Origin of the sequence: Saccharopolyspora terrae (assembly GCF_004348435.1) — a bacterium.
Lineage (GTDB): Bacteria > Actinomycetota > Actinomycetes > Mycobacteriales > Pseudonocardiaceae > Saccharopolyspora > Saccharopolyspora endophytica.
In genome coordinates, this window is sequence record NZ_SMKS01000021.1 from 62,108 (window position 1) to 83,847 (window position 21,740).

The 21,740-nt window shown below is 71.1% G+C and carries 23 protein-coding genes; 13 read left to right on the top strand and 10 right to left on the bottom strand.

Features of this window, described 5'->3' with window-relative positions:
* Positions 1-115: 115 nt before the first annotated feature.
* Positions 116-763, top strand: a complete 648-nt coding sequence (locus tag E1181_RS14430; RefSeq protein ID WP_235876768.1) for an HNH endonuclease — start codon at positions 116-118, stop codon at positions 761-763.
* A gap of 33 nt (positions 764-796) precedes the next feature.
* On the opposite strand, the gene E1181_RS14435 is transcribed toward E1181_RS14430, so the two are convergent.
* Positions 797-1,162 (bottom strand): hypothetical protein, encoded by a 366-nt coding sequence (locus tag E1181_RS14435; RefSeq protein WP_132674974.1) that lies wholly within the window; start codon positions 1,160-1,162, stop codon positions 797-799.
* 399 nt (positions 1,163-1,561) lie between these two features.
* Between E1181_RS14435 and ctaJ the strand changes: the two genes are divergently transcribed.
* Together ctaJ and E1181_RS14445 are read left to right on the top strand one after the other, a co-directional pair.
* On the top strand, positions 1,562-1,819 hold the full coding sequence (gene ctaJ, locus E1181_RS14440) for an aa3-type cytochrome oxidase subunit CtaJ (protein WP_132674976.1): 258 nt from the start codon (positions 1,562-1,564) through the stop codon (positions 1,817-1,819).
* Complete coding sequence (locus E1181_RS14445; protein WP_132674978.1) at positions 1,806-2,303, top strand: DUF5130 family protein; 498 nt, start codon at positions 1,806-1,808, stop codon at positions 2,301-2,303. The genes ctaJ and E1181_RS14445 overlap by 14 nt, the downstream gene beginning before the upstream one ends.
* A gap of 272 nt (positions 2,304-2,575) precedes the next feature.
* Here the strand turns inward: E1181_RS14445 and pepN are convergent, their stop codons facing one another.
* A complete protein-coding gene (gene pepN, locus E1181_RS14450) occupies positions 2,576-5,149 on the bottom strand; it encodes an aminopeptidase N (protein WP_132674980.1) in 2,574 nt (857 codons plus the stop codon).
* Between the two features lie 219 nt (positions 5,150-5,368).
* Here pepN and E1181_RS14455 point away from each other — a divergent pair, with 219 nt between their 5' ends.
* Positions 5,369-5,986 carry a mycothiol-dependent nitroreductase Rv2466c family protein gene (locus tag E1181_RS14455; RefSeq protein ID WP_132674982.1) on the top strand — a complete coding sequence of 206 codons (618 nt, stop codon included), beginning with the start codon at positions 5,369-5,371 and terminating at the stop codon, positions 5,984-5,986.
* A 159-nt stretch (positions 5,987-6,145) separates the two neighbouring features.
* On the opposite strand, the gene E1181_RS14460 is transcribed toward E1181_RS14455, so the two are convergent.
* Genes E1181_RS14460 through E1181_RS14480 form a run of 5 tightly spaced genes read right to left on the bottom strand, consistent with a single transcriptional unit; the run spans position 6,146 to position 11,241 of the window.
* The gene (locus E1181_RS14460) at positions 6,146-7,549 is read right to left on the bottom strand and encodes an MmgE/PrpD family protein (RefSeq protein WP_132674984.1); all 1,404 of its coding nucleotides are present in this window, start codon (positions 7,547-7,549) and stop codon (positions 6,146-6,148) included.
* Positions 7,546-8,373, bottom strand: coding sequence for a cyclase family protein (locus tag E1181_RS14465; RefSeq protein WP_235876769.1), 828 nt, complete (start codon positions 8,371-8,373; stop codon positions 7,546-7,548). Before E1181_RS14465 ends, E1181_RS14460 begins: the two co-directional genes overlap by 4 nt.
* Positions 8,370-9,248 carry an HpcH/HpaI aldolase/citrate lyase family protein gene (locus E1181_RS14470; RefSeq protein ID WP_235876770.1) on the bottom strand — a complete coding sequence of 293 codons (879 nt, stop codon included), beginning with the start codon at positions 9,246-9,248 and terminating at the stop codon, positions 8,370-8,372. The genes E1181_RS14465 and E1181_RS14470 overlap by 4 nt, the downstream gene beginning before the upstream one ends.
* Positions 9,245-10,441 carry a CaiB/BaiF CoA transferase family protein gene (locus tag E1181_RS14475; RefSeq protein WP_132674986.1) on the bottom strand — a complete coding sequence of 399 codons (1,197 nt, stop codon included), beginning with the start codon at positions 10,439-10,441 and terminating at the stop codon, positions 9,245-9,247. Before E1181_RS14475 ends, E1181_RS14470 begins: the two co-directional genes overlap by 4 nt.
* The gene (locus E1181_RS14480; protein ID WP_132674988.1) at positions 10,438-11,241 is read right to left on the bottom strand and encodes an IclR family transcriptional regulator; all 804 of its coding nucleotides are present in this window, start codon (positions 11,239-11,241) and stop codon (positions 10,438-10,440) included. The genes E1181_RS14475 and E1181_RS14480 overlap by 4 nt, the downstream gene beginning before the upstream one ends.
* 192 nt (positions 11,242-11,433) lie before the next feature.
* Between E1181_RS14480 and E1181_RS14485 the strand changes: the two genes are divergently transcribed.
* Genes E1181_RS14485 through E1181_RS14505 form a run of 5 tightly spaced genes read left to right on the top strand, consistent with a single transcriptional unit; the run spans position 11,434 to position 17,640 of the window.
* On the top strand, positions 11,434-12,828 hold the full coding sequence (locus E1181_RS14485) for an FAD-dependent oxidoreductase (RefSeq protein WP_207922150.1): 1,395 nt from the start codon (positions 11,434-11,436) through the stop codon (positions 12,826-12,828).
* Complete coding sequence (locus E1181_RS14490; RefSeq protein ID WP_132674990.1) at positions 12,825-14,291, top strand: dihydroorotase; 1,467 nt, start codon at positions 12,825-12,827, stop codon at positions 14,289-14,291. The genes E1181_RS14485 and E1181_RS14490 overlap by 4 nt, the downstream gene beginning before the upstream one ends.
* A gap of 60 nt (positions 14,292-14,351) precedes the next feature.
* On the top strand, positions 14,352-15,632 hold the full coding sequence (locus tag E1181_RS14495; protein WP_132674992.1) for an MFS transporter: 1,281 nt from the start codon (positions 14,352-14,354) through the stop codon (positions 15,630-15,632).
* Positions 15,629-16,993 (top strand): MmgE/PrpD family protein, encoded by a 1,365-nt coding sequence (locus E1181_RS14500; protein WP_235876771.1) that lies wholly within the window; start codon positions 15,629-15,631, stop codon positions 16,991-16,993. The genes E1181_RS14495 and E1181_RS14500 overlap by 4 nt, the downstream gene beginning before the upstream one ends.
* An 11-nt stretch (positions 16,994-17,004) precedes the next feature.
* On the top strand, positions 17,005-17,640 hold the full coding sequence (locus E1181_RS14505) for an aspartate/glutamate racemase family protein (protein WP_132674994.1): 636 nt from the start codon (positions 17,005-17,007) through the stop codon (positions 17,638-17,640).
* Positions 17,641-17,870: 230 nt separating this feature from the next.
* Here E1181_RS14505 and E1181_RS14510 read toward each other — a convergent pair whose 3' ends face one another.
* Complete coding sequence (locus tag E1181_RS14510) at positions 17,871-18,167, bottom strand: ArsR/SmtB family transcription factor (protein ID WP_132674996.1); 297 nt, start codon at positions 18,165-18,167, stop codon at positions 17,871-17,873.
* A gap of 66 nt (positions 18,168-18,233) precedes the next feature.
* Here E1181_RS14510 and E1181_RS14515 point away from each other — a divergent pair, with 66 nt between their 5' ends.
* Both E1181_RS14515 and E1181_RS14520 read left to right on the top strand, forming a co-directional pair.
* On the top strand, positions 18,234-19,097 hold the full coding sequence (locus E1181_RS14515) for an NAD(P)H-binding protein (protein ID WP_165944626.1): 864 nt from the start codon (positions 18,234-18,236) through the stop codon (positions 19,095-19,097).
* Between the two features lie 63 nt (positions 19,098-19,160).
* On the top strand, positions 19,161-19,820 hold the full coding sequence (locus E1181_RS14520) for an endonuclease V (protein ID WP_207922153.1): 660 nt from the start codon (positions 19,161-19,163) through the stop codon (positions 19,818-19,820).
* Between the two features lie 91 nt (positions 19,821-19,911).
* Here the strand turns inward: E1181_RS14520 and E1181_RS14525 are convergent, their stop codons facing one another.
* Together E1181_RS14525 and E1181_RS14530 are read right to left on the bottom strand one after the other, a co-directional pair.
* Complete coding sequence (locus E1181_RS14525; protein ID WP_165944624.1) at positions 19,912-20,190, bottom strand: hypothetical protein; 279 nt, start codon at positions 20,188-20,190, stop codon at positions 19,912-19,914.
* Positions 20,112-20,348: a zinc finger protein gene (locus E1181_RS14530; protein WP_132675004.1), complete on the bottom strand. Its 237-nt coding sequence runs from the start codon at positions 20,346-20,348 to the stop codon at positions 20,112-20,114. The genes E1181_RS14525 and E1181_RS14530 overlap by 79 nt, the downstream gene beginning before the upstream one ends.
* Positions 20,349-20,477: 129 nt before the next feature.
* Between E1181_RS14530 and E1181_RS14535 the strand changes: the two genes are divergently transcribed.
* Both E1181_RS14535 and E1181_RS14540 read left to right on the top strand, forming a co-directional pair.
* The gene (locus tag E1181_RS14535) at positions 20,478-21,332 is read left to right on the top strand and encodes a helix-turn-helix domain-containing protein (protein WP_132675006.1); all 855 of its coding nucleotides are present in this window, start codon (positions 20,478-20,480) and stop codon (positions 21,330-21,332) included.
* Complete coding sequence (locus E1181_RS14540) at positions 21,329-21,523, top strand: DUF397 domain-containing protein (protein ID WP_132675008.1); 195 nt, start codon at positions 21,329-21,331, stop codon at positions 21,521-21,523. Before E1181_RS14535 ends, E1181_RS14540 begins: the two co-directional genes overlap by 4 nt.
* Positions 21,524-21,740: the final 217 nt, after the last annotated feature.

Here is a 21,740-nt window from a genome sequence, read left to right on the forward strand (position 1 = left end):
GTCACCTGCGAAAACGGTCGGCGGATCTTGCTCACCGGCGTGGCGTGTCGAATCACACGTGCGTTCGGGCCGGGTTCTGTGCTGAACTTTGCCCGACACCGGTGGAGGTGGTCGCGTGCCAGACCGACAACCGATCCGACAACCGGCGCTGAAGGCAACCGGCCTCGCGTCGCGGGCCCCGCTGTGCCCGATGGGCCGAGGCTCCGGGCCGCCGCAGGCGGATCGGCCTCCTGGTCACGCCACCTCGTGGCGCAAGCGCCGGGTGCTGCTGCTCAACACGACCTTCGAGCCCCTCACCGCGCTCCCGCTGCGCCGAGCCATCGTGATGGTCGTCTGCGGCAAGGCCGAGGTGGTCCACGGCGACTCGGCCGGGATGACCCTGCACTCGGCGACCGCCGAGGTCGAGATCCCGTCCGTGATCAGGTTGAGCAACTTCGTGCGCGTGCCGTACCGCGGCCGGGTTCCGCTGACCCGGGCAGCGTTGATGCTCCGGGACAACCACCGGTGCGTCTACTGCGGCGCACGAGCGGAAACGATAGATCATGTTCTCCCGCGCAGTCGCGGGGGGCCGCACACGTGGGAGAACTGCGTCGCCTGCTGCACCAAGTGCAACCACCGCAAGGCCGACAAGACGCTGAGCGAGCTGGGCTGGCGGCTGCCGGTGGCCCCGCAGGCTCCGCGAGGCCGCCACTGGCGATTGCTGGCGGGCCTGTCCGAGACGGACCCGCTGTGGTTGCCGTACCTGGGCGAGTCGGCGGCGTGATCCTCGCACCGGGCGCGTCCGCGGCGGCGCGGATCAGCTGATCCGAACTCCGCGGGCGCGACCGCTGATGCGCACGCCGTCACGCCGTCCGCTGATGCGCACGCCGTCGTGCTTGCCGCTGATGCGCACGCCATCGCGCCGCCCGCTGATCCGGACACCGTCGTCGAGGCCGCTGATCCGGACTCCGTCGCGCTTGCCGCTGATCCGGACTCCGTCGTGCTTGCCGCTGATGCGCACTCCGTCGTGCCTGCCGCTGATGCGCACGCCGTCGTCGAGGCTGCTGATGCGGACGCCGTCGCGACGGCTGTTGCTGATGCGCACTCCGTGATCAGCGAGTGGCCGGCCGCTCATCGGAAGGGTGAGTTCGTTGGTCTGAGTGGCGGCTTCGATGATCGACATTGTGTGCCTCCCGCATACGTAGGGTGGTTTGAGCGCATGTGATCAAATATGCAAGACCCATACAGGTGAAAAGCTATGATCAGGAACCGCTCAGAACAAGCCGCCAACCTGCCCCGCATTGCCCCCGTCCGGTCCGACTCCGTTCGGCCGCAAACATTGCTCCGAACGAGTTACAGCGGGTGATTTGGGTCACATGATAGCCCCGGTGTCGGGTGACAGGTGAAATTCCGGGGCGCTGAGCGCCTCGACGATCGCGGGAGCGGCGCTTCGCGGGCGGCGGGAGCGAGCCCGCCGCTTCGGGCGAAATGCCGGATGATCATCGTGCCGGAGGCGGCTCGAGGCCGAGACGCGCGCGAGGACGCGCACACGAAACCTTGGTCATCGGCTACCGTACTGGGCGTGACTGTCGTGGAGAGTGTGCTGTACCTGGCGGTGGTCCCAGCGGCCATCTATGGCGTGATCGTGCTCATCGCGATGTGGCCCAAGCTGTCCCGCGCGCGCTACAGCGCCGGTCAGGACTGGGACTTCGCCCCGGTGTTCTGGTCCGCCAACCCGCAGGGCGTGAACACCGCGGTCTCGGCGGACGGCGAAGGAGAGGGCGTGCCGGACGACGCACGGCCCGTCACGGCTCGGGGAGGCGCACGTGGCAACTGGTGAGATCGCGGGTCGGACCGCGGATGCCGACGAGCTCGGCGCAGGTGAGGCGCGCATGTCGACCGGCCGCATGTCCGTGGCGCGACGCGTCGAGCCCGAGCGTCCGCGACTTCCCTTCAGCGCCGGTGAGCTCGCCCGGCTCGACGAGGCGATGGCCGTGGCCAGTCGCAGCACCGGGCTGGAGTTCGCCGTCTACCTCGGTGACCTCGGCGAGGACACCCGCAAGCAGGCCGAGGAGCTGCACGCCAACCTCGGCGCGCAGGCCTCCGAGGGCGTGCTGATCGCGGTGTCGCCGGGTCAGCGCAAGTTCGAGATCGTGACCGGCGAAGAGGCCCACCGCCGCATCCCGGACCGCACCTGCCAGCTGGCCGCGATGAGCATGGTCGCCTCCTTCAAGGAGGACGAGATCATCGACGGACTGGTCAGCGCCGTCCGCATGCTCTCCGACGCAGCAGGCACCTCCTTCAAGAAGCAGTCCGACCACTGACACAGTCTCCGCGCTCGCTTTGCTCAGCGGTGCGGGTGGCGGAACCTGACACGTCTTCTGGCTGCGGGATCCGTTGCTTATGTATGTCCAATACACGGCGCAACGGCTGTCCTCGCCAGAAGACGTGTCAGAACCCGCGGCGGAGCGAGCTGAGTCCCACACCTGAAGCAGCGGCTCCGCCGCGTTTTTCAACAACGCTCACGTCTCTTGCGCACGACGAAAGCCGCCCCGGTCGTTCTCGGCCGGGGCGGCTTTCGTCGTGCGATCAGGAGTTACGAGCGGTCGAACTCGCGGGCCGCGAGGGCGCGGACGATGCCCGCGCGGCCCTCGGAGACCAGTCGGCGCAGCGCGGCGGGGCGCTCACCGGCCAGCCACTGGTCGGCCGCGGTGACGGTCTCGTCGGTGACGGCCCAGGACGGGAACAGCCCGATCACCGTCGGCTGAGCCCGCTCGCTGGAGCGGCGCTGCCAGACCTCGTCGATCGACTCGAAGTACCGCTGCACGTACGGCGCCAGCAGCTCCCGCTGCGCGGGGTGCTGGAAGCCGGCGATGATCGAGTCGCTGACCGCGTTCGGCAGCTGGTCGTCGTGCACCGCGCGCTGCCACGCCTTCTCCTTCGATCCCGCGGTGGGGATCAAGGCGCGGGCCCGCTCGGCGCGGCGGCGGCCGGTCGCGGTCTGGTCGGACTCCAGCTCCGCGTCGATCTCCGCCTCACCGGCCGCACCGTGCGCGACCAGGGCCTGCAGCAGGCCCCAGCGCAGGTCGGTGTCGACCGTCAGGCCCTCCAGCGGAGCGGAACCGTCGAGCCAGCCGCGCAGCTCGCCGACCTGCTCGTCGGACAGCACCGAACCCGCCAGCGAGTTGACGAACGCCAGCTGGTGGTCCGAGCCAGGCTCGGCCGCGCGGGCCAGCTCGAACAGCCGCGAGCTGAACCGCCGCCAGCCCTCCGCCTGCCACGACGGGTCGACGTAGGAGTTCAGCGCGGTCTGCGTCTGCAGCAGGACCCGCTGGACCACGCCGATCTGGCTCTCCGCGCCGATGCCGCCTTCGGCCGAGGCGCCCAGGACCAGGGTCACGAAGTCGCGGGCCTTCAGCTCGGCCTCGCGGGTCATCTCCCACGCCGTCGACCAGCACAGCGCGCGCGGCAGCGACTCGTCGATGTCGCCGATCCGGTCCACCAGGGTGGCCAGCGACTCGGGGTCGAAGCGCAGCGAGCAGTAGGTCAGGTCGTCGTCGTTGACCAGAACGAGCTTCCCGCGGTGCACGCCGACCAGGTCCGGGACCTCGGTGACCTCGCCGGTCACGTCGAGCTCGACGCGGTGCTTGCGCACCAGCTTGCCGCCCTCGTCGTCGTAGACGCCGATCGCCAGGCGGTGCGTGCGCAGCTCACCGGCACCGGGGCGGGCGCCGTTCTGCACCACCGAGAACTGGGTGAACCGGCCCTCGTCGTCGGTGCTGAAGCGCGGGCGCAGCATGTTCAGGCCGGTGGTCTCCAGCCACTGCGCGCTCCACCAGGACAGGTCCCGGCCGGACGCCCCCTCCAGCGCCTTGAGCAGGTCGTCGAGGGTGGCGTTGCTCCACGCGTGGCGGTCGAAGTAGACCCGCAGCCCGGCCAGGAAGTTGTCCAGACCGACGTAGGCCACCAGCTGCTTGAGCACCGAAGCGCCCTTGGCGTAGGTGATGCCGTCGAAGTTGACCTCCACGGCCTGCAGGTCCGGGATGTCGGCGGCCACCGGGTGGGTGGAGGGCAGCTGGTCCTGGCGGTAGGCCCAGGACTTCTCGACGCTGGCGAAGGTCGTCCAGGCGGCGTCGTACTCGGTCGCGCCGACCTGCGCGAGGACGCTGGCCCAGGTCGCGAAGGACTCGTTGAGCCACAGGTCGTTCCACCAGCGCATGGTGACCAGGTCGCCGAACCACATGTGCGCCATCTCGTGCAGCACGGTCTCGGCGCGGCGCTCGTAGAGGTAGCCGGTGACCTTCGACCGGAACACGTAGTCCTCGAGGAAGGTCACGCAGCCGGCGTTCTCCATCGCGCCCGCGTTGAACTCCGGCACGAAGCACTGGTCGTACTTGCCGAACGGGTACGGGACTCCGAAAGCCTTGTGGTAGAAGCCGAATCCCTGCTTGGTCTCGGTGAACAGGCGCTCGGCGTCGAGGTGCTCGGCCAGCGAGGCGCGGCAGTAGATCCCCAGCGGGATCGCCTCCTGCCCGTCCTCACCGGGGAAGGTGTCGCGCCACTCGGCGTAGGGACCGGCCACCAGCGCCACCAGGTAGGTGGACATCGGCTTGGTGGTGTCGAAGGTGTGGCGCTTGCCCGCTCCGGTCTCGGTGACCTCGCCGGCGGCGTTGGAGATGACCTTCCAGTCGCCCGGGGCGTCCACCGTGATCTGGTAGGTCGCCTTCAGATCGGGCTGGTCGAAGCAGGTGAACATCCGCTTCGCGTCGGCGGTTTCGAACTGGCTGTAGAGGTAGACCGCGCCGTCGACCGGGTCGATGAAGCGGTGCAGACCTTCGCCGGTGTTGGTGTAGGCGCAGTCGGCGCGCACCACGAGCTCGTTCTCGGCGGCCAGGCCGGGCAGGCGGATTCCGGTGGACTCGTCGTAGTCGGAGACGTCGAGCTCGACACCGTTGAGCACCGCGCCGTGCACCTTGTCGGCCACCAGGTCGATCCAGGTGTCGGCGCCGGTCTGGTTGCTGCGGAAGCGAACCGTGGTCGTGGAACCGAAGGTCTCCACTTCCACACCGCCCGCGCCGGCGGAGAGGTCCAGTTCGATCACATAGGACTGGACCTCCAGCAACGCGGCGCGCTGCTCGGCCTGTTCGCGGGTGAGGTTCGGCGGTGCCACGGATCACCTCGTAGTTCGTAGGGGATGGATCATGGCCGGTTGGATGCCCGGCGCAGGCATCAAATCACGTCCGGGCGGAGGCGCGCTGCCGGGCAGGCACCTCCGCGATCATCGGCGTGTCGACCTGATCGGGAAGACAAACGGCCGTACCGGGGTTACTACTCCTAGAGGCGGTGCCGCGCGCAGGCACCTGGACGATTTCGACTGATGGAGGCACGGATGACCGCCGCTGCCCGCCCACGGGTGGACTTCTACTTCGACCCGCTGTGCCCGTTCGCCTGGGTCTCCTCGCGCTGGATCCTGGAGGTCGACAAGGTTCGCGACCTCGACCTGAACTTCCGGGTCATGAGCCTGTCGGTGCTCAACGAGGGGCGTGACCTGCCTGAGGAGTACCTCGACCTGATGGAGCGCGGCTGGGGACCGGTGCGCGTCTGCATCGCCGCGGCCAAGCACCACGGCGACGAGGTCCTGGCGCCGCTGTACACGGCCCTGGGCGCCCGCATCCACGACCAGGGGATCAAGGACTTCACCGAGGCCATCGAGGGCGCCCTGGCCGAGGTCGGCCTGCCCGCCGAGCTCGCCGAGGCCGCCACCAGCACCGAGTACGACGAGGAGCTGCGCGCCAGCCACCACGCGGGCATGGACCCGGTCGGCGACGAGGTGGGCACCCCCACCCTGCACGTCGACGGCGTCGCCTTCTTCGGCCCGGTGATCACCCGCGTCCCCAAGGGCGAGGAGGCCGCGAAGATCTTCGACGGCGCGGTCGCGATGGCCAGCTACCCGTACTTCTTCGAGCTCAAGCGCAGCCGCACCGAAAGCCCGCAGTTCGACTACTGATCCACCACTTTCGGGAAAATTCCGATCATTCCCAGTATTTTCCCGAAAGGGTGCTCTGACCGGCGGCGATGCCTGGCGATCAGTTTTTCCCGGTCATCACAGTCATGACCGTCCACAGAGGCCGAAGCCGTCCGGAGACGGCTTCGGCCCCGGGTCGGCTCAGGTCCGCTGCAAGCCGGACATGACCTCGGCGACCGGGCGGTCGTCGCGCAGGTCCCACAGCGACGCGACGATCTCGGCGGCTCGGTCCGCTCCCACCGCCCGTTCGGCGTTGCCGGTGAACTTGGCGGCGAGCTCGTCGGCCGACAGCGGTCGCTGCGGCCCGCCCCGGTTCTCCCGGACGCGCTCGGTCACCGTCGTGCCGTCGGCGAGCTCGGCGGTGAGCACCGCCGGGAACTGGCGCGGGAATCCGGCCGTCGCCTCCTCGTCGGCGACGACCCGCACCCGCCCGGCGAGGTCCAGCCGCGCGGGATCGGCCGCGGCCGCGTCGGTGAAGTCCTCGTGGAACACCCCCAGCCCGCCGCCACCGATCAGCGCCGCCGCCACGGTGTAGGGGCCGGAGAACGCCGCGTGGTACCCGGAACGGGGCCTCCGCTTCTCCTCGGCGGGCTCGGCGATCGTGCGCAGCACCGGGGCCGGAACACCGAGCACCAGCTCGCGGACCTGGTCGGCGGTCACCCCGCGCTCGCGCAGCCGCAGCGCCGCGTCGACGCCCGCGTGCGTGAAGTGGTTGCACGGGTAGGGCTTGAAGAACACCCCGGGCGTCTCCCACTGCTCGCCGAGACCGTCGGTGACCCGTTCCGGGTGCGTCCGCTCACCGCAGAACGCGCGCAGGAAGCCGAATCGACCCTCGATGACCGTCGGCGGCCCGGTCAGGCCGTGCCTCGCGAGGTCTGCGGCCGACACGCCCGCGTGCGCGGCCCAGCCGCAGTGCACCCGCTTGATCGTGCCGCCGGTGCGGTTGGCCTCGATGACCCCGGCCCCCATGCTCGCGGCGATGCCGATGACCGAGGTCAGCTGGTCGGCGTCGAGCCCCTGCAGCATCCCCGAGGCGACGGCCGCGCCCACGGCGCCGCAGATCGCGGTCGCGTGCTGGCCGTGCTCGAAGAACACCGAGTTGCCCAGCTCCTCGTCGTAACCCGCCATGCCCAGCCGGCAGGTCACCTCGATGCCCATCGCCGCCGCGGCCAGCAAGGCCTTCCCGCCGGCGCCGGTGCGCTCGGCGGTCGCCAGCGCCGCCGGGACGACGGCCGCCGACGGGTGCAGCACCGACGGCAGGTGCGTGTCGTCGAAGTCCAGGCTGTGCGCCAGCGTGCCGTTGACCAGCGCCGCCGAAGGTGCCGGAAGTCGTTGCGCCAGGCCGATTCCGGTCGCCTGCGGCGCGCCGCCCCACTCGGTGGCGACCGCGCCCGCGATGCGAGCCGGTTCTTCGCGGGTGGCTGCCAGGGAGTTGCCGATGACGTCCACGATCCGCCGGACCAGGTCGTCGGCCAGCCGGTCGTCGACCCCGTCTGAGATCAACTTCGCGCCGACCTCGCCGATCCGCTGCGCGGGGGTGTTCATGCCGGGACCACCGCCAGCGGGCGGACCGGAGCTCCGGTGGCGCCGACGATCCGCAGCGGCGCGAACACCGCCAGGAACTCGCCGAGACCGGCTTCGGAGGCGTCCTCGCAGGCCATGTGCTCGACGATGTGGATGCCGTTGTCGACCAGCAGCACGCGGTGCACCGGGAGCACCTGGTGCCCGGCGCCTGCCGGGATCTGCTCGTAGGCGGTGGTGTCCGAGCCGGTCGCGACGATCCGCCGCTCGGCCAGCCAGTTCGCGCCGTCCACGGTCATGCCGGGAACGCCGGTCTCCTTGCCGACGTAGGCCTGCGGGTCGCCGAACAGGCGGCCCCAGCCGGTGCGCACCACGGCGATGTCGCCGGGGCCGGGCTCGGCTCCGGCTCGTTCCGCGGCCCGCGCGAGGTCGTCGGCGGTCACGCCGTAACCGGGTTCGAGCACGTCCACCCCGTGCGCGGCGGCGACGTCGAGGAACACGCCCCGGGTGACCATCGGCGGGATGGTCTCCGCACCGTGCACGGTGTGCTTGCCGCCGCGCTGGGCCTCGGCGGCGTCGACCCCGCCGTGCAGCAGCCCGTCGTGGCTGACGTGGGCCAGCGCGTCGACGTGGGTGCCGGTGTGCCCGCCGGTGACGATGACCTCGTTGGACGCCGATCCGCCGTCCGAGCGGACCGCGTCGCCGTGCCGGCGCTCCAGCGTCATCCGGAAGCCGGGGTGGTTCGGCGAACCCGCCATCCCGGTGTAGAGCGGATGTCCGAGCTCGATCACCCGCGTCCCGGCGCGGACGGCGTCGAGCAGGTCGGGGCCTGCGGAGGTGGTGGTCACGAATTGCTCCTTCCCGGCCGCGCACCGGCCGGTTCGTCGTGATCGTGCGGGGAGTCGTCGAGCGCGTCGGCGAGTTCGGTCACCCAGCGGGCACCGGCGACGACGGCCGGGTCGACGAAGCGACCGCGGTCGTCGACCCACGCCGCGGAATCACCCGCGACGTCGAGGGCGTCGAGCAGAGCGCGGGCCTGCTCGACCTCGTCGCGGTCCGGGGTGAAGGCGTGGTGCACCGGGTCGATCTGACCCGGGTGGATCACCGAGCGGCCGAAGAACCCCGCGTCGCGCATCGCGGTGCTGTCCTCGGCGAGCCCGGTGCGGTCGGACAGGTCGGTCCAGACGCTGGCGATCGGGCTGGGCAGCCCTGCCGCGCGGTTCGCGGCGACGATGCGGGAGCGGGCCCACGACAGCTCGCGGCGGTCGCGGATCCGCAGGTCAGCGGCCAGATCGGTCTCGCCGGGGGAGACACCGGCGACCAGCGGGTGGCATTCGGCGAGGTCGAACGCCGCGCGCAGGCCCTTGGCGCTCTCGACCAGCAGGTGCAGCGGGAGACCGGTCCGCTCGGCCAGCGCGGCGACGGCCGCGGGGTCCTCGGCCTTGGGGACCCGCAGGCCCGCGGCGCCGCTGCCGGTCAGCGCCGAGGCGTCGTCGTCGGACCAGTCGGTTCCCGCGCCGTTGACGCGGACCCAGACCTCCTCGGGCCGGGAACCGCAGGTCTGAACGGCCGTCTCCCTCGCCCGCTGCTTGTGCGCGGGCGGCACCGAGTCCTCCAGGTCCACGACGACCGCGTCGGCCGGGCCCGCGAGGGCCTTGGCGACGAGGTCCGCGCGGTGCCCGGGCACGTAGAGCCAGCTGCGGGCCAGGCCGATGGTGGTCACAGGACCCCCTGCGCCCGCAGCTGTTCCAGTTCCCCGGCGTCGACGCCGAGCGCGCCCAGGACCTCGGCGGTGTGCGCGCCCAGCTTCGGGCCCGTGGTGCGGACCGATCCGGGGGTCTCCGACAGCCGGAACGGGGTGTTCTGGAAGCGGACCCGGCCCAGCTCGTCGTCGTCGATCGTCACGATGCTGCCCAGGGCGTTGAAGTGCGGGTCGGCGAGCACGTCGGCGGCCGTGTAGATCGGCGCCACCGCCGCTTCGGCCTTCTCGAAGGCCTCGACGACCTCGTCCCGGTCGCGGGCGGCGATCCAGGAGCCGACGGCCGCGTCGAGCTCTTCGACGTGCTCGGCCCGGCTCGCGCCGCTGGCGAACCACGGCTCGTCGATCAGCTCGGGCGCCCCGACCAGCCGCATCACGCGCTCGGCGATGGAGTGGGCGCTGGTGGACACGGCCACCCACTGGCCGTCGGCGCACTGGTAGGTGTTGCGCGGGGCGTTGTTGGTGGAGCGGTTGCCGGTGCGCGGCTGCAGGATCCCGAGCTGGTCGTAGGCGATCAGCCCCGGTCCGAGCAGGTGCAGCAGCGGTTCGATGATCGCGGTGTCGAGGACCTGCCCGCGGCCGGTGGTCTCCCGGGCGCGCAGCGCGGTCATGATGCCGAACGCCGTGGTCAACGCGGCGACGCCGTCGGCGAGCCCGAACGGCGGCAGGGTGGGCGGACCGTCGGGATCACCGGTCATGGCGGCGAACCCGCTCATCGCCTCGGCGAGCGTCCCGAACCCGGGGCGGCTCGAGTACGGCCCGGTCTGGCCGAACCCGGTCACCCGCGCCAGCACCAGCCGGGGGTTGCGGGCGGACAGCTCCTCCCAGCCGAGGCCCCAGCGCTCCAGCGTTCCGGGCCGGAAGTTCTCGATCACCACGTCGGCGTCGGCGGCGAGGTCGAGGAAGAGCTCCCGCCCGCGCGGGGTGGACAGCACCAGCGTGATCGCGCGCTTGTTGCGGGCCAGCATCTTCCACCAGAGCCCGACGCCGTCCTTCTGCGCTCCGTGGGTGCGGGCCGGGTCGCCGCGCGGGTGCTCGATCTTGATGACATCGGCGCCGTGGTCGCCGAGCAGGGTGGCGGCCAGCGGGCCCGCGAACAGGGTGGAGGCGTCGAGGACCTTCAGGCCTTCCAGCGCAGCCGGGTGGTCGTGGGTCATGGGGTCCCTCCGGTGGGAGTGGGGACGGCGCGCGCGGGTGCGGTGCCGCCGAGCCGAGCGGTGATCCGGTCAGCGGTCTCGATCAGTTCGGGCGCGGTGGCGGCGACGAACTCCTCGGTGACCCGGAACCGCGGTCCGCACACCGAGACCGCGCCGACCAGCCCGCCGGGCCCGAACACGGGCACGGCGACCGAGCCGGCGTCGCCCTGGCGCTCACCGGCGGAGGCCGCGTAGCCGCGCTCGCGGATCCGGTCGAGTTCGGCCCGCAGCGCGTCCGGGTCGGTCGGGGTGGCGGGGGTGAGCGCGGTGAGCTCGCCGGCCAGCAGCCGGTCGACCTCGTCGGGGTCGGAGTGGGCGAGCATGCACTTGCCGGACGAGCCCGCGTGCAGCGGGAACCGCCTGCCGAGCTCCACCGACATGGTGATCTCGTGGTTGCCCACGACCTGGTCGAGGTAGACGCGGCCCCCGTGCACCTTCGCGCTGATCGTGACGGTCTCGTGCAGGCGGTCGCGCAGCTCGGCCAGGAACGGCAGGGCCGCCGCCCGCAGGTCGGAGTCGCGCAGCGCCCGGCTGCCCAGCGCCGCCGCCGCGGGCCCGAGCCGGTACTCGCGGCTCTCCGGGTCGTAGGCGATGAGGTTTCGGCTGGTCAGGGACTGCAGAATGCGGTGCACGACCGCCTTGGACAGGCCCAGCTCCCGGGACACCCGGCTCACGCCGAGGGTGGGAGGTCCGTAGGTGAACAACAGCAGGACGTCCGCCACCCGCTCGGTGGCGCCGGTCCCGCCGCTCGACTCCGACACGCGATCCTCCTCATGCTGATTTGTGTACCGCTAGACGGAACAAGACTGTGCGGCGCTGATGCGAGTGTCAAGGAATTTACATCGCAAGTATTGCACTTATCCAGGCCACCTGGTGTTATCGACCTCACCGAACGGTCGGGCACGGTGTTCCGCTTAGCGAAACGGTTTGCCTGGCTGGGATGAGGAGGAACGATGACGTTCGACGTGGACCTGGTGGTCGCGGGTGCCGGTGGCGGGCTGACCGCCGCGATCCGGGCCGCCGAGCTCGGTCTCGACGTGCTCGTGGTGGACTCCGACCAGAACTTCCGCCGCGGCAACAACACGTCGATGTCCACCGCGATGATTCCCGGGCCCGGATCGCGCTTCCAGGCCGCGGCGGGGATCGACGACTCGCCGGAGCTCTTCGTCGCCGACGTCGAGCGCAAGACCGGCGGGACCGCCGACGTGCGGATCGCCTCGGCGCTGGCCCACGTCGGCGCCGAACTCGTCGAATGGCTCGCCGACCACGTCGGGATGCCGATCGAGCTGCCCACCGACTTCGCCTACCCCGGGCACTCCGCGCGCAGGGTGCACAGCCTGCCCGGCAGGCACGGCTCGTCCCTGCTGCGCCACCTGCTGGAGGCGGTCGACCGCAGCGAGCGGATCGACCTGATGGTTCCGGCCCGGCTGACCACCGTCGAGGCGGGAGGTGACGGCGGCAGGATCGCCGTCGTCGAGACCCCGGACGGCGGGCGCGAGGAGATCAGCACCCGCGCGGTGCTGCTGGCCACCAACGGCTACGGCGCCGACGCCGCGCTCGTCGCGACGCACCTGCCCGAGATCGCCGGTGCGCACTACCACGGCGGCGAGCACTCGCGCGGAGACGCGCTGCGGATCGGCGGTGAGCTCGGCGCGGCCACCGGGTTCCTGGACGCCTACCAGGGCCACGCCGCCCTCTCGGCGTCCGCGCAGACCCTCGTGACCTGGACCGCCGTGATGCACGGCGGTGCCGTCGTCGACACCGGCGGGCGGCGCTTCGGCGACGAGACCACCGGGTACTCCGAGTACGCCGCCGCGCTCGCGGCCCGCCCCGGTGGGCGCGGATGGTTGGTGTTCGACGAGCGCATCGACGGGTTGTGCCGGTCCTTCGGCGACTACCAGGACGTCCTGGCGGCGGGCGCGGTGCGCAGCGCGGACTCGGTGCCCGAGCTGGCTGAGCTGATCGGGGTCCCGGCGGAGCCGCTGGAATCCGAGCTCGACGCGCTGGCCGGGGTCGCGGCGGGGGAGCAGGCCGACCGGTTCGGCCGCACCACCGCCACGCCGCTGGGGGCGCCGCTTCGAGCCGTGGAGATCATCCCGGCCCTGTTCCACACCCAGGGCGGTGTGCTCGTCGACGAGCACGCGCGCGTCCTCGACACCGCCGGGGAACCGATCCCCGGTCTCTACGCCGCCGGCGGCGCCGCCGCCGGCATCTCCGGCCACGGCGCGGCCGGCTACCTGGCGGGCAACGGCCTGCTGCCCGCGCTGGGCCTCGCCTACCTCGCCGCCGGGCACCTCGCCCGGTCGGCCTCCACCACTCGATCCCTCACTCCGGAAGGTGCCAGATGACCCAGCCCGACCTGATCATCCGCGACGTGCGCGTCGTCCGTCCCGGCGGCGGGGAGCCCGTCGCCGCCGACATCGCGGTCACCGGCGGCGTCGTCTCCGAGGTCGGCCCCGGGCTGGCCGTTCCGGAGGGCACCGAGGTGCACGAGGGGCGCGGACGGCTCGCGTTCCCCGGCGTCGTCGACGCCCACCAGCACTGGGGCATCTACAACCCGCTGTCCGACGACACGGCCACCGAGAGCCGCGCGTGCGCGCAGGGCGGTGTGACGACCTCGCTGACCTACATGCGCACCGGGCAGTACTACCTCAACCGCGGCGGCCCGTACTCGGAGGTGTTCCCCGAGGTGCTCGCCGCCGCCGAGGGACGGTCCTACGTGGACTACGCCTTCCACCTCGCGCCCATGCAGGCCTCGCACATCGATGAGATCCCCGCGCTGGTCCGCGACCACGGCGTGACCTCGTTCAAGATCTTCATGTTCTACGGGAGCCACGGGCTGCACGGCCGCTCGACCGACCAGAGCGACTTCTTGATGATCCCCGAGGGCGAGCGCTACGACATCGCCCACTTCGAGTTCGTCATGCGCGGCATCCAGGCCGCGCGCGAGGCGAACCCGGACATCGCCGACCAGATCTCGCTGTCCCTGCACTGCGAGACCGCCGAGATCATGACCGCCTACACGCGGCTGGTCGAGGAGGAGGGCGAGCTGTCCGGGCTGGAGGCCTACAGCGCCTCGCGCCCGCCGCACTCGGAAGGCCTGGCGGTGACCATCGCCTCCTACCTCGCGCACGAGACGGGTCTGCCGACCATCAACCTGCTGCACCTGTCGTCGGGCAAGGCGATGGAGGCCGCGATGCTGATGGCCAAGACCTTCCCGCACGTGGACTTCCGGCGCGAGGTCACCATCGGGCACCTGCTCGCCGACGTGACCACGGCCGGCGGCGTCGGCGGCAAGGTCAACCCGCCGCTGCGCCCGAGGGCCGACGTCGAGAAGCTCTGGGAGCACCTGCTCGCCGGTGACGTCAGCTGGGTCGTCTCCGACCACGCCTGCTGCCGCGAGGAGAAGAAGTTCGGCGAGGACCACGACGACGTGTTCGCCGCGAAGTCCGGATTCGGCGGAACCGAGTACCTGCTGCCGGGTCTCGTCGGTGAGGGCCGCAAGCGCGGGCTGTCGATGTCGACCGTCGCCGAGCTCGTCTCGACCAACCCCGCCCGGCGCCTCGGCCTGCCCACCAAGGGTGACATCGCCCCGGGGTTCGACGCCGACATCGCGCTGGTGAACCCGGACCGCTCCTTCGTGGTGGACCCGGCGGACTCGGAATCCACCCAGGAGTACACGCCCTTCCGCGGCATGGAGATCGGCGCGACCGTCGAGACCACGTTCCTGCGGGGACAGCGGATCTTCGACGGCGGCGAGGTCCTGGGCGAGCCGCGGGGCAGCTACCTGCACCGCCCGACGGGCCGCTGACGTGCACGTCGCGACAACCAACTCCCGCGTGAGAGCAGTGCCGATTCAAGGGAAACCAACATGAGAACACGGTTCCGCTTCGTGACGCTGGGGCTGATCGTCAGCCTCATCATCATCAACTACATCGACCGGAGCGCGGTGTCCTACGCGGTCGAACCGCTGGAGGAGGCCTTCGGGATCACCACCGCGCAGTACGGGATCATCAGCTCGGTCTTCTCCGTCGGCTACATGGTCGCCGCGTTCCTGTCGGGTCCGCTGGTGGACCGCTTCGGCTGCCAGCGGGTGCTGCTGGTGGCGGTCGCGCTGTTCTCGGTGACCACGGCGCTGATCCCGGTCGCCGGATCGTTCGCCGGTCTGCTGGTGATCCGCCTGCTGCTGGGCGTCGGTGAGTCGCCGGCGTTCCCGGCCGCGACCAGGACGGTCAGCCGCTGGCTGCCGATCCGCGAACGCGGTGTCGCCCTGGCCCTGTGCGGCGGTGTCGCGGTCTCGGGCAGCCTGCTGATCTCCGGGCCGCTGCTGACCAGGCTGATGGACCTCGTCGGCTGGCAGGGCATGTTCTGGACGCTGGCGATCCTCGGTGTGGTGTGGGCGGTCCTGGCGATGGCGCTGCTGCGCGACCTGCCGGAGGAGTCGCCGCGGGTCAACGCCGCCGAGCGGGAGCTGATCGCCTCGGACCAGGAGGCGGAGGCCGGTTCGGGCCGGGCGTCGGTGCGGTGGCGTCCGCTGCTGACCAACCGGAACCTGTGGGTGGTCGCGGGCGGCTACTTCGCGTGGGGCTTCATGTTCTGGGGCTTCATGTACTGGCTGCCGTCGTTCCTGTCCGGCGCGTACGGGCTCAGCGTCAAGCAGGCGGGCGCGTTCTCGATCGCTCCGTGGGCGTGCGGCATCGTCGGCGCGCTGGTCGGTGGCGTCGTCGTCGACCGCGTCTACCGGCGCAGCCCGAAGATCCGCAGCCGGTTCGCGGTGATGGGCGTGGCGCTGCTGCTGGCCGGGTGCTCGCTGGTGCCGCTGGCGATCGCGCCGACCCTGACCGTCGCCCTGATCTCGATCTCGCTCGGCGTGGGCTTCGGGTTCGTCACCGGCGGCATCTGGTGGGTCGCGTCCATCGACGCGGCTCCGGATCAGCCGGGCAGCGCGGCGGGATTCGCCGACGCGGCCTTCGCGGCGTCCGGGATCGTGGCGCCTTCGGTGATGGGCTTCATCGTGTCCAGCACGGGGAGCTTCACCAGCGGTTTCGTCGTCATGGCCGGACTGGCCGTGCTCGGTGCGCTGCTCATGCTGCTGGTGCCGCGCGAACGCGCGGTCGCACCCGAGACCGCGGCCGCCGTCGCGGGCGCGTGACCGTGGGACCGGGAACCCGGCAGGACGTCGTCCGGGGCGCGGTCGGCCGGCTGGGCGAGTGGGTGGCCGAGCTGCGCTGGTCCGACGTCCCGGCCGAGGTCCGGGAACGGGTGCTGACGGTGCTCGTCGACGCGGTCGCGGTCACCGCGCTCGGCTCGCGCGAACCCGCGCAGCGGGCGCTGGTCGAGCAGTGGGACGCACCGGACGGGACGGCACCGCTGTTCGGGACCGGCCGCGCGGTGGCGGTGGACGCCGCCGCGTGGCTGAACGCCACCGCCTCGGTCCGGCTCGAACTCGACGACGGGCACCGCCTCGCGGGCGGTCATCCGGCGGCGCACGGATTCCCCGCGGTGCTGGCGCTGGCCTCGCGCGCGGCGACGACGGGCGCGGACCTGTGCAGCGCGCTGCTCGCCGCCTACGAGGTCGCCGCCAGGTTCGGCCGCGCGACGCGGCTCCGGGCGGGCACCCACCCGCACGGGAACTGGGGCGTCGCCGGTGCCGGAGCGGGCTGCGCGCGTGTCCTGGGACTCGGTCCCGAGGACGCGGCGGTGGCGATCGACGCCGCCAGCGGTCTGCCCGTCGCCGGGCCGTTCTCGGCCGCGCTGGACGGAAACCCGGTGCGTGACGCCTGGGTCGGCGCGGCCAACCAGTCCGGCCTGGCCGCGGCCCGGCTGGCCGCGGCGAGGACCGGGCACCTGACGGGCATCGCGGCGGATTCGCTCGGCGACCTGCTCGGCGTCCTGAACCCGGCCGCGCTCCACGACGGTCTGGGGGAGCGCTGGGAGGTCGTCGGCGGCTACTTCAAGCAGCACTCGTCGTGCTCGTTCACCCACGCCGCCATCGACGCGGCGCTGTCGCTGCGCGACCAGGTCGACGAGGACTCGGCGGAGGTCCTGGTCGAGATCCACTCCCTGGGCGCGCAGCTGGACCGCACGAGGTGGCCGACGCCGCTGGCCGCGATGTTCTCGCTGCCGTTCGTCGTCGCGACCGCGCTGCGTCGAGGGCACGTCGTCCCGGCGGACCTGTCGCAGGAGGCGCTGGCCGATGCGGTCACCGCGGAGCTCGCCCGCCGCGTCGTGGTGCGCTCGGCGCCCGACCTGGATGCCCGGATGCCCGCCGAGCGTCCGGTCCGGGTCACCGTCGACTCCGCTCGCGGCCGGGTCGTGGCGGAACGCCCGAACCCGGTCGGCGACGCGGATTTCCAGGCCTTCACCGCCGACGACCGGGTCCGCGTCCTGAGCGACCTGCTCGGCGCCCCCGAGGCGGTCGAAGCCGTTCGGGACCACGTCGCCGAGCTGCCGAGCGCGCCGGACGCGGGAGAGCTGCTGCGCTCGCTCGGTTCGGCGATCCGCTTCCGATGAGGAGGAACCGCATGCTCGTCCACGCCGTCACCCCGATCACCGTCGGACCGGCCGAGGTGGCCCGCCGCCAGGCCAGGTACGACGCGCTCTCACCGGAGGGGATCGAGGTCGTGCTGACCGACCTGCACCCCGACGGCCCCCGCGCCCTCAACACCGCCGAGGACGTGCGTCGCTCGGAAGCCCTGGTCGCGAAGGCCCTATCCGAAGCGCCGGACTGCGACGCCGTGCTCCCGGACTGCGTGCTCGACCCCGCGGTTCCGGCTGACGGCGGCACGCTCGGCGGCAGGCCCGCGCTCGGCCTGCTGCGGCTGACCATCGGCGCGGCGGTCGCCGCCGGGCATCGGATCGGCGCGATCACCCGCAACGAGGCGGTCGCGGCCGAACTCCGCGACCGCGTCACCGCCTACGGCTGGGACCCCTCGTTCCACGAGGTCAGCGTCCTGGACCTGGCCGTGGAGGACATCACCGACCCGGACCGCTGGGCCGCCGCGATGCGCCCCGCCCTGATCGCGGCCCGCGACGCCGGCGTCACCGCGGTGGTCAACGGCTGCTCCGCGGTCGACACGGCCGACCAGGACCCCGACCTCCCACTGGTCCTCGATCCGATCCGCACAGGCCTCGGAGTCCTCGCCGCCCTCGGCGCGTGAGCCCCCGCTGCCTTGAGGCTGGTTGGTGCATGCGGCGGAGCCGCATCCTCTTCCACCACCTGAGCAACTCGCACCGCCGCGGGTTCTGAGCGTCTTCGTGGCGAGTACGCCGGGACGCCGTGTATTGGCATACATCAGGAGTGGCGCACGGAGTCCACGGAGGCGCTGTGCCTTCCCCTTCGGGGGTTTCCGCTACCCGCACCGCCACGCAAAGCATTTCCTCAACAGTCCTAGAGCAGTTCGAGGACCTTGGTCAGCAGACCGGGGAAGCGCTGGTCGAACTCCGGCCGGAGGGAGTGCCAGCAGCGCGTGCCCTCCGGCCTGATGAACACCACACCGGCGTTGCGGAGGGTGGTGAAGTGATGGCTCAAGGTCGACTGGGCCACCTTCACGTCGAGTTCGGACCCCTGGTGCTCCTGGCCGTCGCTGAGCTTGCGCACGATTTCGAGGCGGATGGGGTCGCCCAGCGCTGACAGGGCTTTGACCAGGGTGACCTCATCGAGGTTCGGGTGGTTGAGACGACGCACGCCGGTCAGAGTACATTTCATCGATGTTCGACGTTCATCGATGAAAGCGGGTTGCTGATGATCCTGATGACGGGTGCGACCGGGACGATCGGTGGTGCCTTGGCGCGCCGCCTCGCGGCCGCGGGGGTGCCGTTCCGCGCGCTGGTGCGCAGGGAAGGCGTGTTGGTCCCCGGCGCGGAGGTCCACCTCGGCGACCTCGACGACCCGGCGACGCTGCCCGAGGCGTTCGCAGGTGTTGACCAGCTGTTCCTCAACACATCCGGTCCCTATCCGGACGAGGAGCCGGTGATCGCGCAGCAACTCGCGGCGATCGACGCCGCCGTGGCGGCCGGCGTCGAGCACGTCGTCAAGGTGTCCGCGGTGGGCGCGCACGTGGGCGGGCCGATGCCGTTCGGCACCCACGGGAAGATCGAGTCGCACCTCGCGGAATCGGGCCTCGCCTGGACCGTCCTGCGGCCGAACACGGTGATGCAGAACCTCGTTCGCGGGATCACGGTCTTCACACCCGAGGGCGATCTCTTCGAACCCTTCGGCGGCCGGGTCGCCCACGTCGACGCCCGGGATGTCGCCGACGCCGCCTTCGCGGTGCTCACCGGCGCGGCCCCGCGAGGCGGAGCCCACGACCTCACCGGCCCCGACGCTCTCACCGCGGCAGAACTGGCCGCTGCGCTGTCGGCGGGCCTGGGCCGCGAGGTCGGACTGGTTCAGCCCGCGCTCGACGAGCTCGGACCGATCCTCATCGGCCGGGGGATGCCGGAGTCCTACGTCAAGCACTTCGTCCGAACCGCGCAGCTCGTCACCGACGGTGCCCTCGCCGAGGTCACCACAGCGATCGCCGACCTCACCGGGCACCCGCCCCGCTCCCTCGACGCCTTCATCGCCGAGCACCGAGACCTCATCCGAAACCCGGAGAGCTCGTTCTGGGGGTAGTGAGGCGCCCGCTGCGCGCGAGAGGAGGTCGTCGCCAGGCGCAGGACTACGATCGCGGTTGTGATCGAGGTGCGCGACCTCCACGACTGGCCGACGACCGAGGCCGAAGCCGTGGCCATCCAGGAGCGACTGCGGCCGCTGGTCCGCACGGACGGCGAGCCCGCCGAGGTGCGCACGGCCGCAGGGCTGGACGTGGACTACCGCGAGTCCTCGGACGAGATCGTCGCCGCGGTCACGGTCCTGGACGTCGAGACCCTGTCCGTCGTCGACAGCGCCGTCGTCCGTGACCGGGCTCGTTTCCCCTACGTCTCAGGCCTGTTCGCCTTTCGCGAGGCACCGCCCCTGCTGGCCGCGCTGCAGCGGCTCTCGGTCGAGCCCGACGTCCTCGTGTGCGACGGCCAAGGCCTGGCCCACCCCCGCCGCTTCGGCCTGGCCTGCCACCTCGGGCTCCTGACCGACCTCCCGTCGATCGGCGTGGGCAAGACCCCGCTCGGCCACTTCGACCAACCGGCCGAACCCCGAGGCTCCTGGACTCCGCTCCACCTCAACGGGGAAGAGGTGGGCAGAGCCCTCCGCACCCGAACCGGGGTCAAACCGGTCTTCGTCTCCCCAGGGCACCGGCACACCCTGAGCGCGGCTTGCGACCTGGTCCTCCGCCTCACCCCCACCTACCGCCTACCCGAAACCACCCGCGCAGCGGATCGGCTCGGCCGCGAGGGGTGAAGGGGCCTTGGCCGGCGCCGGGGAGAGACGCCGGCCAAGGCGGGACCGCGCGGCCACCGGTCGGGGAGTCTCGGCTGACGCACGGGAGTTCTCAGCGCTGGTGCGGACTTTCGATGACTGCGCCGTCGATCGCTGTCGTCGAAGCGTGCGCGCGGAGCGCTCGGGCGAGTTCGTCGCAGACGCGGGCGACGAGTTCGAGCTCATCGGTTTCGCAGCGGCCGATCTCGACGTTGCGGGCGGTGCAGTCGATGGCGATCAACGCGGCGCGCATCTTGCGGCCGAGTTGCGCGTTCATGGCGCCGAAGCCGGATCGGTCGATATCGAGTCGGGCATCGGCACACCAGCGAGTCGATGCGCGGCCTCGTTGCATCCCGGGCAGGTGCTCCAGAACCAGGAGACCTCGTCGAACGACGCCGTGATCTCGTCACCGCACAACGCCTCAACAGCAGCGCCGCTCTCCGCGGGCTCATGCGTGGCATGTCGTCGCCCATCACCGGGCGTCCAGCGAAACGGAAGCGGATTGTACATAGAGCGACCTTCCTGTGTGCGGAGGGTGATCACTTGGCCTCGGAGTCATAATGCTGGCTCCGAGTCCAAGTGATCAATCGCTCGATCGAGCGGTGTGACCAGGGCATATGCCGATCTAGGATTTGGCTCATGGCCGGAGCCACCGAACGCAACACCCCGAAAGCGCGCTTGCTGGGCGCCGAGCTCCGTGACCTGCGGAAGAAGGCCCGAATGACCGTCCGGGAGTTGGGCGCCGAACTCGGTCTCGCGCAGGGAACGGTGTCCAGGTTCGAGCGAGGCGAGCGAACCCCGGAGATCGCCTACGTGGCCCGTCTCCTCGGCGTCCTCGGAGTGACCGGCGATCGCTACGACGAGCTCATAGAGTTCGCCAAGACGGCTTCCGAACCCAACCTCGTCGCCGACAGCCGGTCAGGAATGCACTCCCACCTGATCGAACTCTCGGAGTACGACAGAGCAGCGACTCGCACGACGCACGTGGCGCCGTTGGTGGTGCCCGGTCCGTTCCAGACCAGGGCTTACGCGGCCGAGATCATGTCGAGTGTGGCGCCTGACGAGCGCGAAGTCCGAATCGAATTGCGGATGGCGCGACGCGAGGCGCTGTACTCCCAGGACACGGCAATCGGTTTGATCGCCGAGCGCGTACTGCGCGAAACAATGGGCAGCGAGGCGGTCATGTTGGAGCAGATCCGACACCTCATGGGGCTCGCCGAGCGGCCCAACATCGCGATCAGGGTGATCCCGTCTTCAGTTGGCACTTGGACGTTGGCGCACAACGGTTCGTTCATCCTCTACGAGTTCGCCAAGGCTGCGCCGACGGTTCACCTTGAGCACTACCGAGGTCCGGTGTTCCTGTACGACGCCTCCGACGTAGAGGCATATCGGGACGCGCTCGATACCCTGATGACGACGGCCATGGGTCCTGAAGATTCCGTTGAGTTCATGGGCGACATCGCGAAGAAGCTGGAAGGGATTCCCCAGTCATGACGACGTTACCGACGAACTGGCGCAAGTCGTCCCGTTCCAACCCGAATGACAGCTGCGTTGAGGTCGGTCGCCTCGGCGACTCCGCCGCGGTCCGAGACACCAAGGACCGAGAAGGCGGCTACTTCACAGCCAACCCCACCCAGTGGGCGGCCTTCCTCGACGCGGTGAAGGCCGACCGCTTCACCACCTGACGAGCAAAAAGGCCCCGAACCACCCAGGTTCGGGGCCTCCGAGCAGGTGATCGGCGAGGCTTCCGGTGAGCCCGATGGCGGTCGACTAGGTGTTGCGGGTCGTGACGTTGGTGTCGGCTGGCAGGGCCTGAGGATGGGGACGGGTCTTTCGACGGCAGGATGAGAAGTGCGACCAACTCGTCCGCCGGACAGAAAGACCCGTCCATGTATCACCGTA

Bases quoted from the DNA above. Each gene is read 5' to 3' on its own strand.
- E1181_RS14490 (WP_132674990.1), top strand. From the start codon at position 12,825: ATGACCCAGCCCGACCTGATCATCCGCGACGTGCGCGTCGTCCGTCCC.
- E1181_RS14460 (WP_132674984.1), bottom strand. From the start codon at position 7,549: ATGAACACCCCCGCGCAGCGGATCGGCGAGGTCGGCGCGAAGTTGATC.
- E1181_RS14485 (WP_207922150.1), top strand. From the start codon at position 11,434: ATGACGTTCGACGTGGACCTGGTGGTCGCGGGTGCCGGTGGCGGGCTG.
- E1181_RS14475 (WP_132674986.1), bottom strand. From the start codon at position 10,441: ATGACCCACGACCACCCGGCTGCGCTGGAAGGCCTGAAGGTCCTCGAC.
- E1181_RS14515 (WP_165944626.1), top strand. From the start codon at position 18,234: ATGACGGGTGCGACCGGGACGATCGGTGGTGCCTTGGCGCGCCGCCTC.
- E1181_RS14540 (WP_132675008.1), top strand. From the start codon at position 21,329: ATGACGACGTTACCGACGAACTGGCGCAAGTCGTCCCGTTCCAACCCG.
- E1181_RS14495 (WP_132674992.1), top strand. From the start codon at position 14,352: ATGAGAACACGGTTCCGCTTCGTGACGCTGGGGCTGATCGTCAGCCTC.
- E1181_RS14525 (WP_165944624.1), bottom strand. From the start codon at position 20,190: ATGCAACGAGGCCGCGCATCGACTCGCTGGTGTGCCGATGCCCGACTC.
- E1181_RS14455 (WP_132674982.1), top strand. From the start codon at position 5,369: ATGACCGCCGCTGCCCGCCCACGGGTGGACTTCTACTTCGACCCGCTG.
- E1181_RS14435 (WP_132674974.1), bottom strand. From the start codon at position 1,162: ATGTCGATCATCGAAGCCGCCACTCAGACCAACGAACTCACCCTTCCG.
- E1181_RS14535 (WP_132675006.1), top strand. From the start codon at position 20,478: ATGGCCGGAGCCACCGAACGCAACACCCCGAAAGCGCGCTTGCTGGGC.
- E1181_RS14530 (WP_132675004.1), bottom strand. From the start codon at position 20,348: ATGTACAATCCGCTTCCGTTTCGCTGGACGCCCGGTGATGGGCGACGA.
- E1181_RS14505 (WP_132674994.1), top strand. From the start codon at position 17,005: ATGCTCGTCCACGCCGTCACCCCGATCACCGTCGGACCGGCCGAGGTG.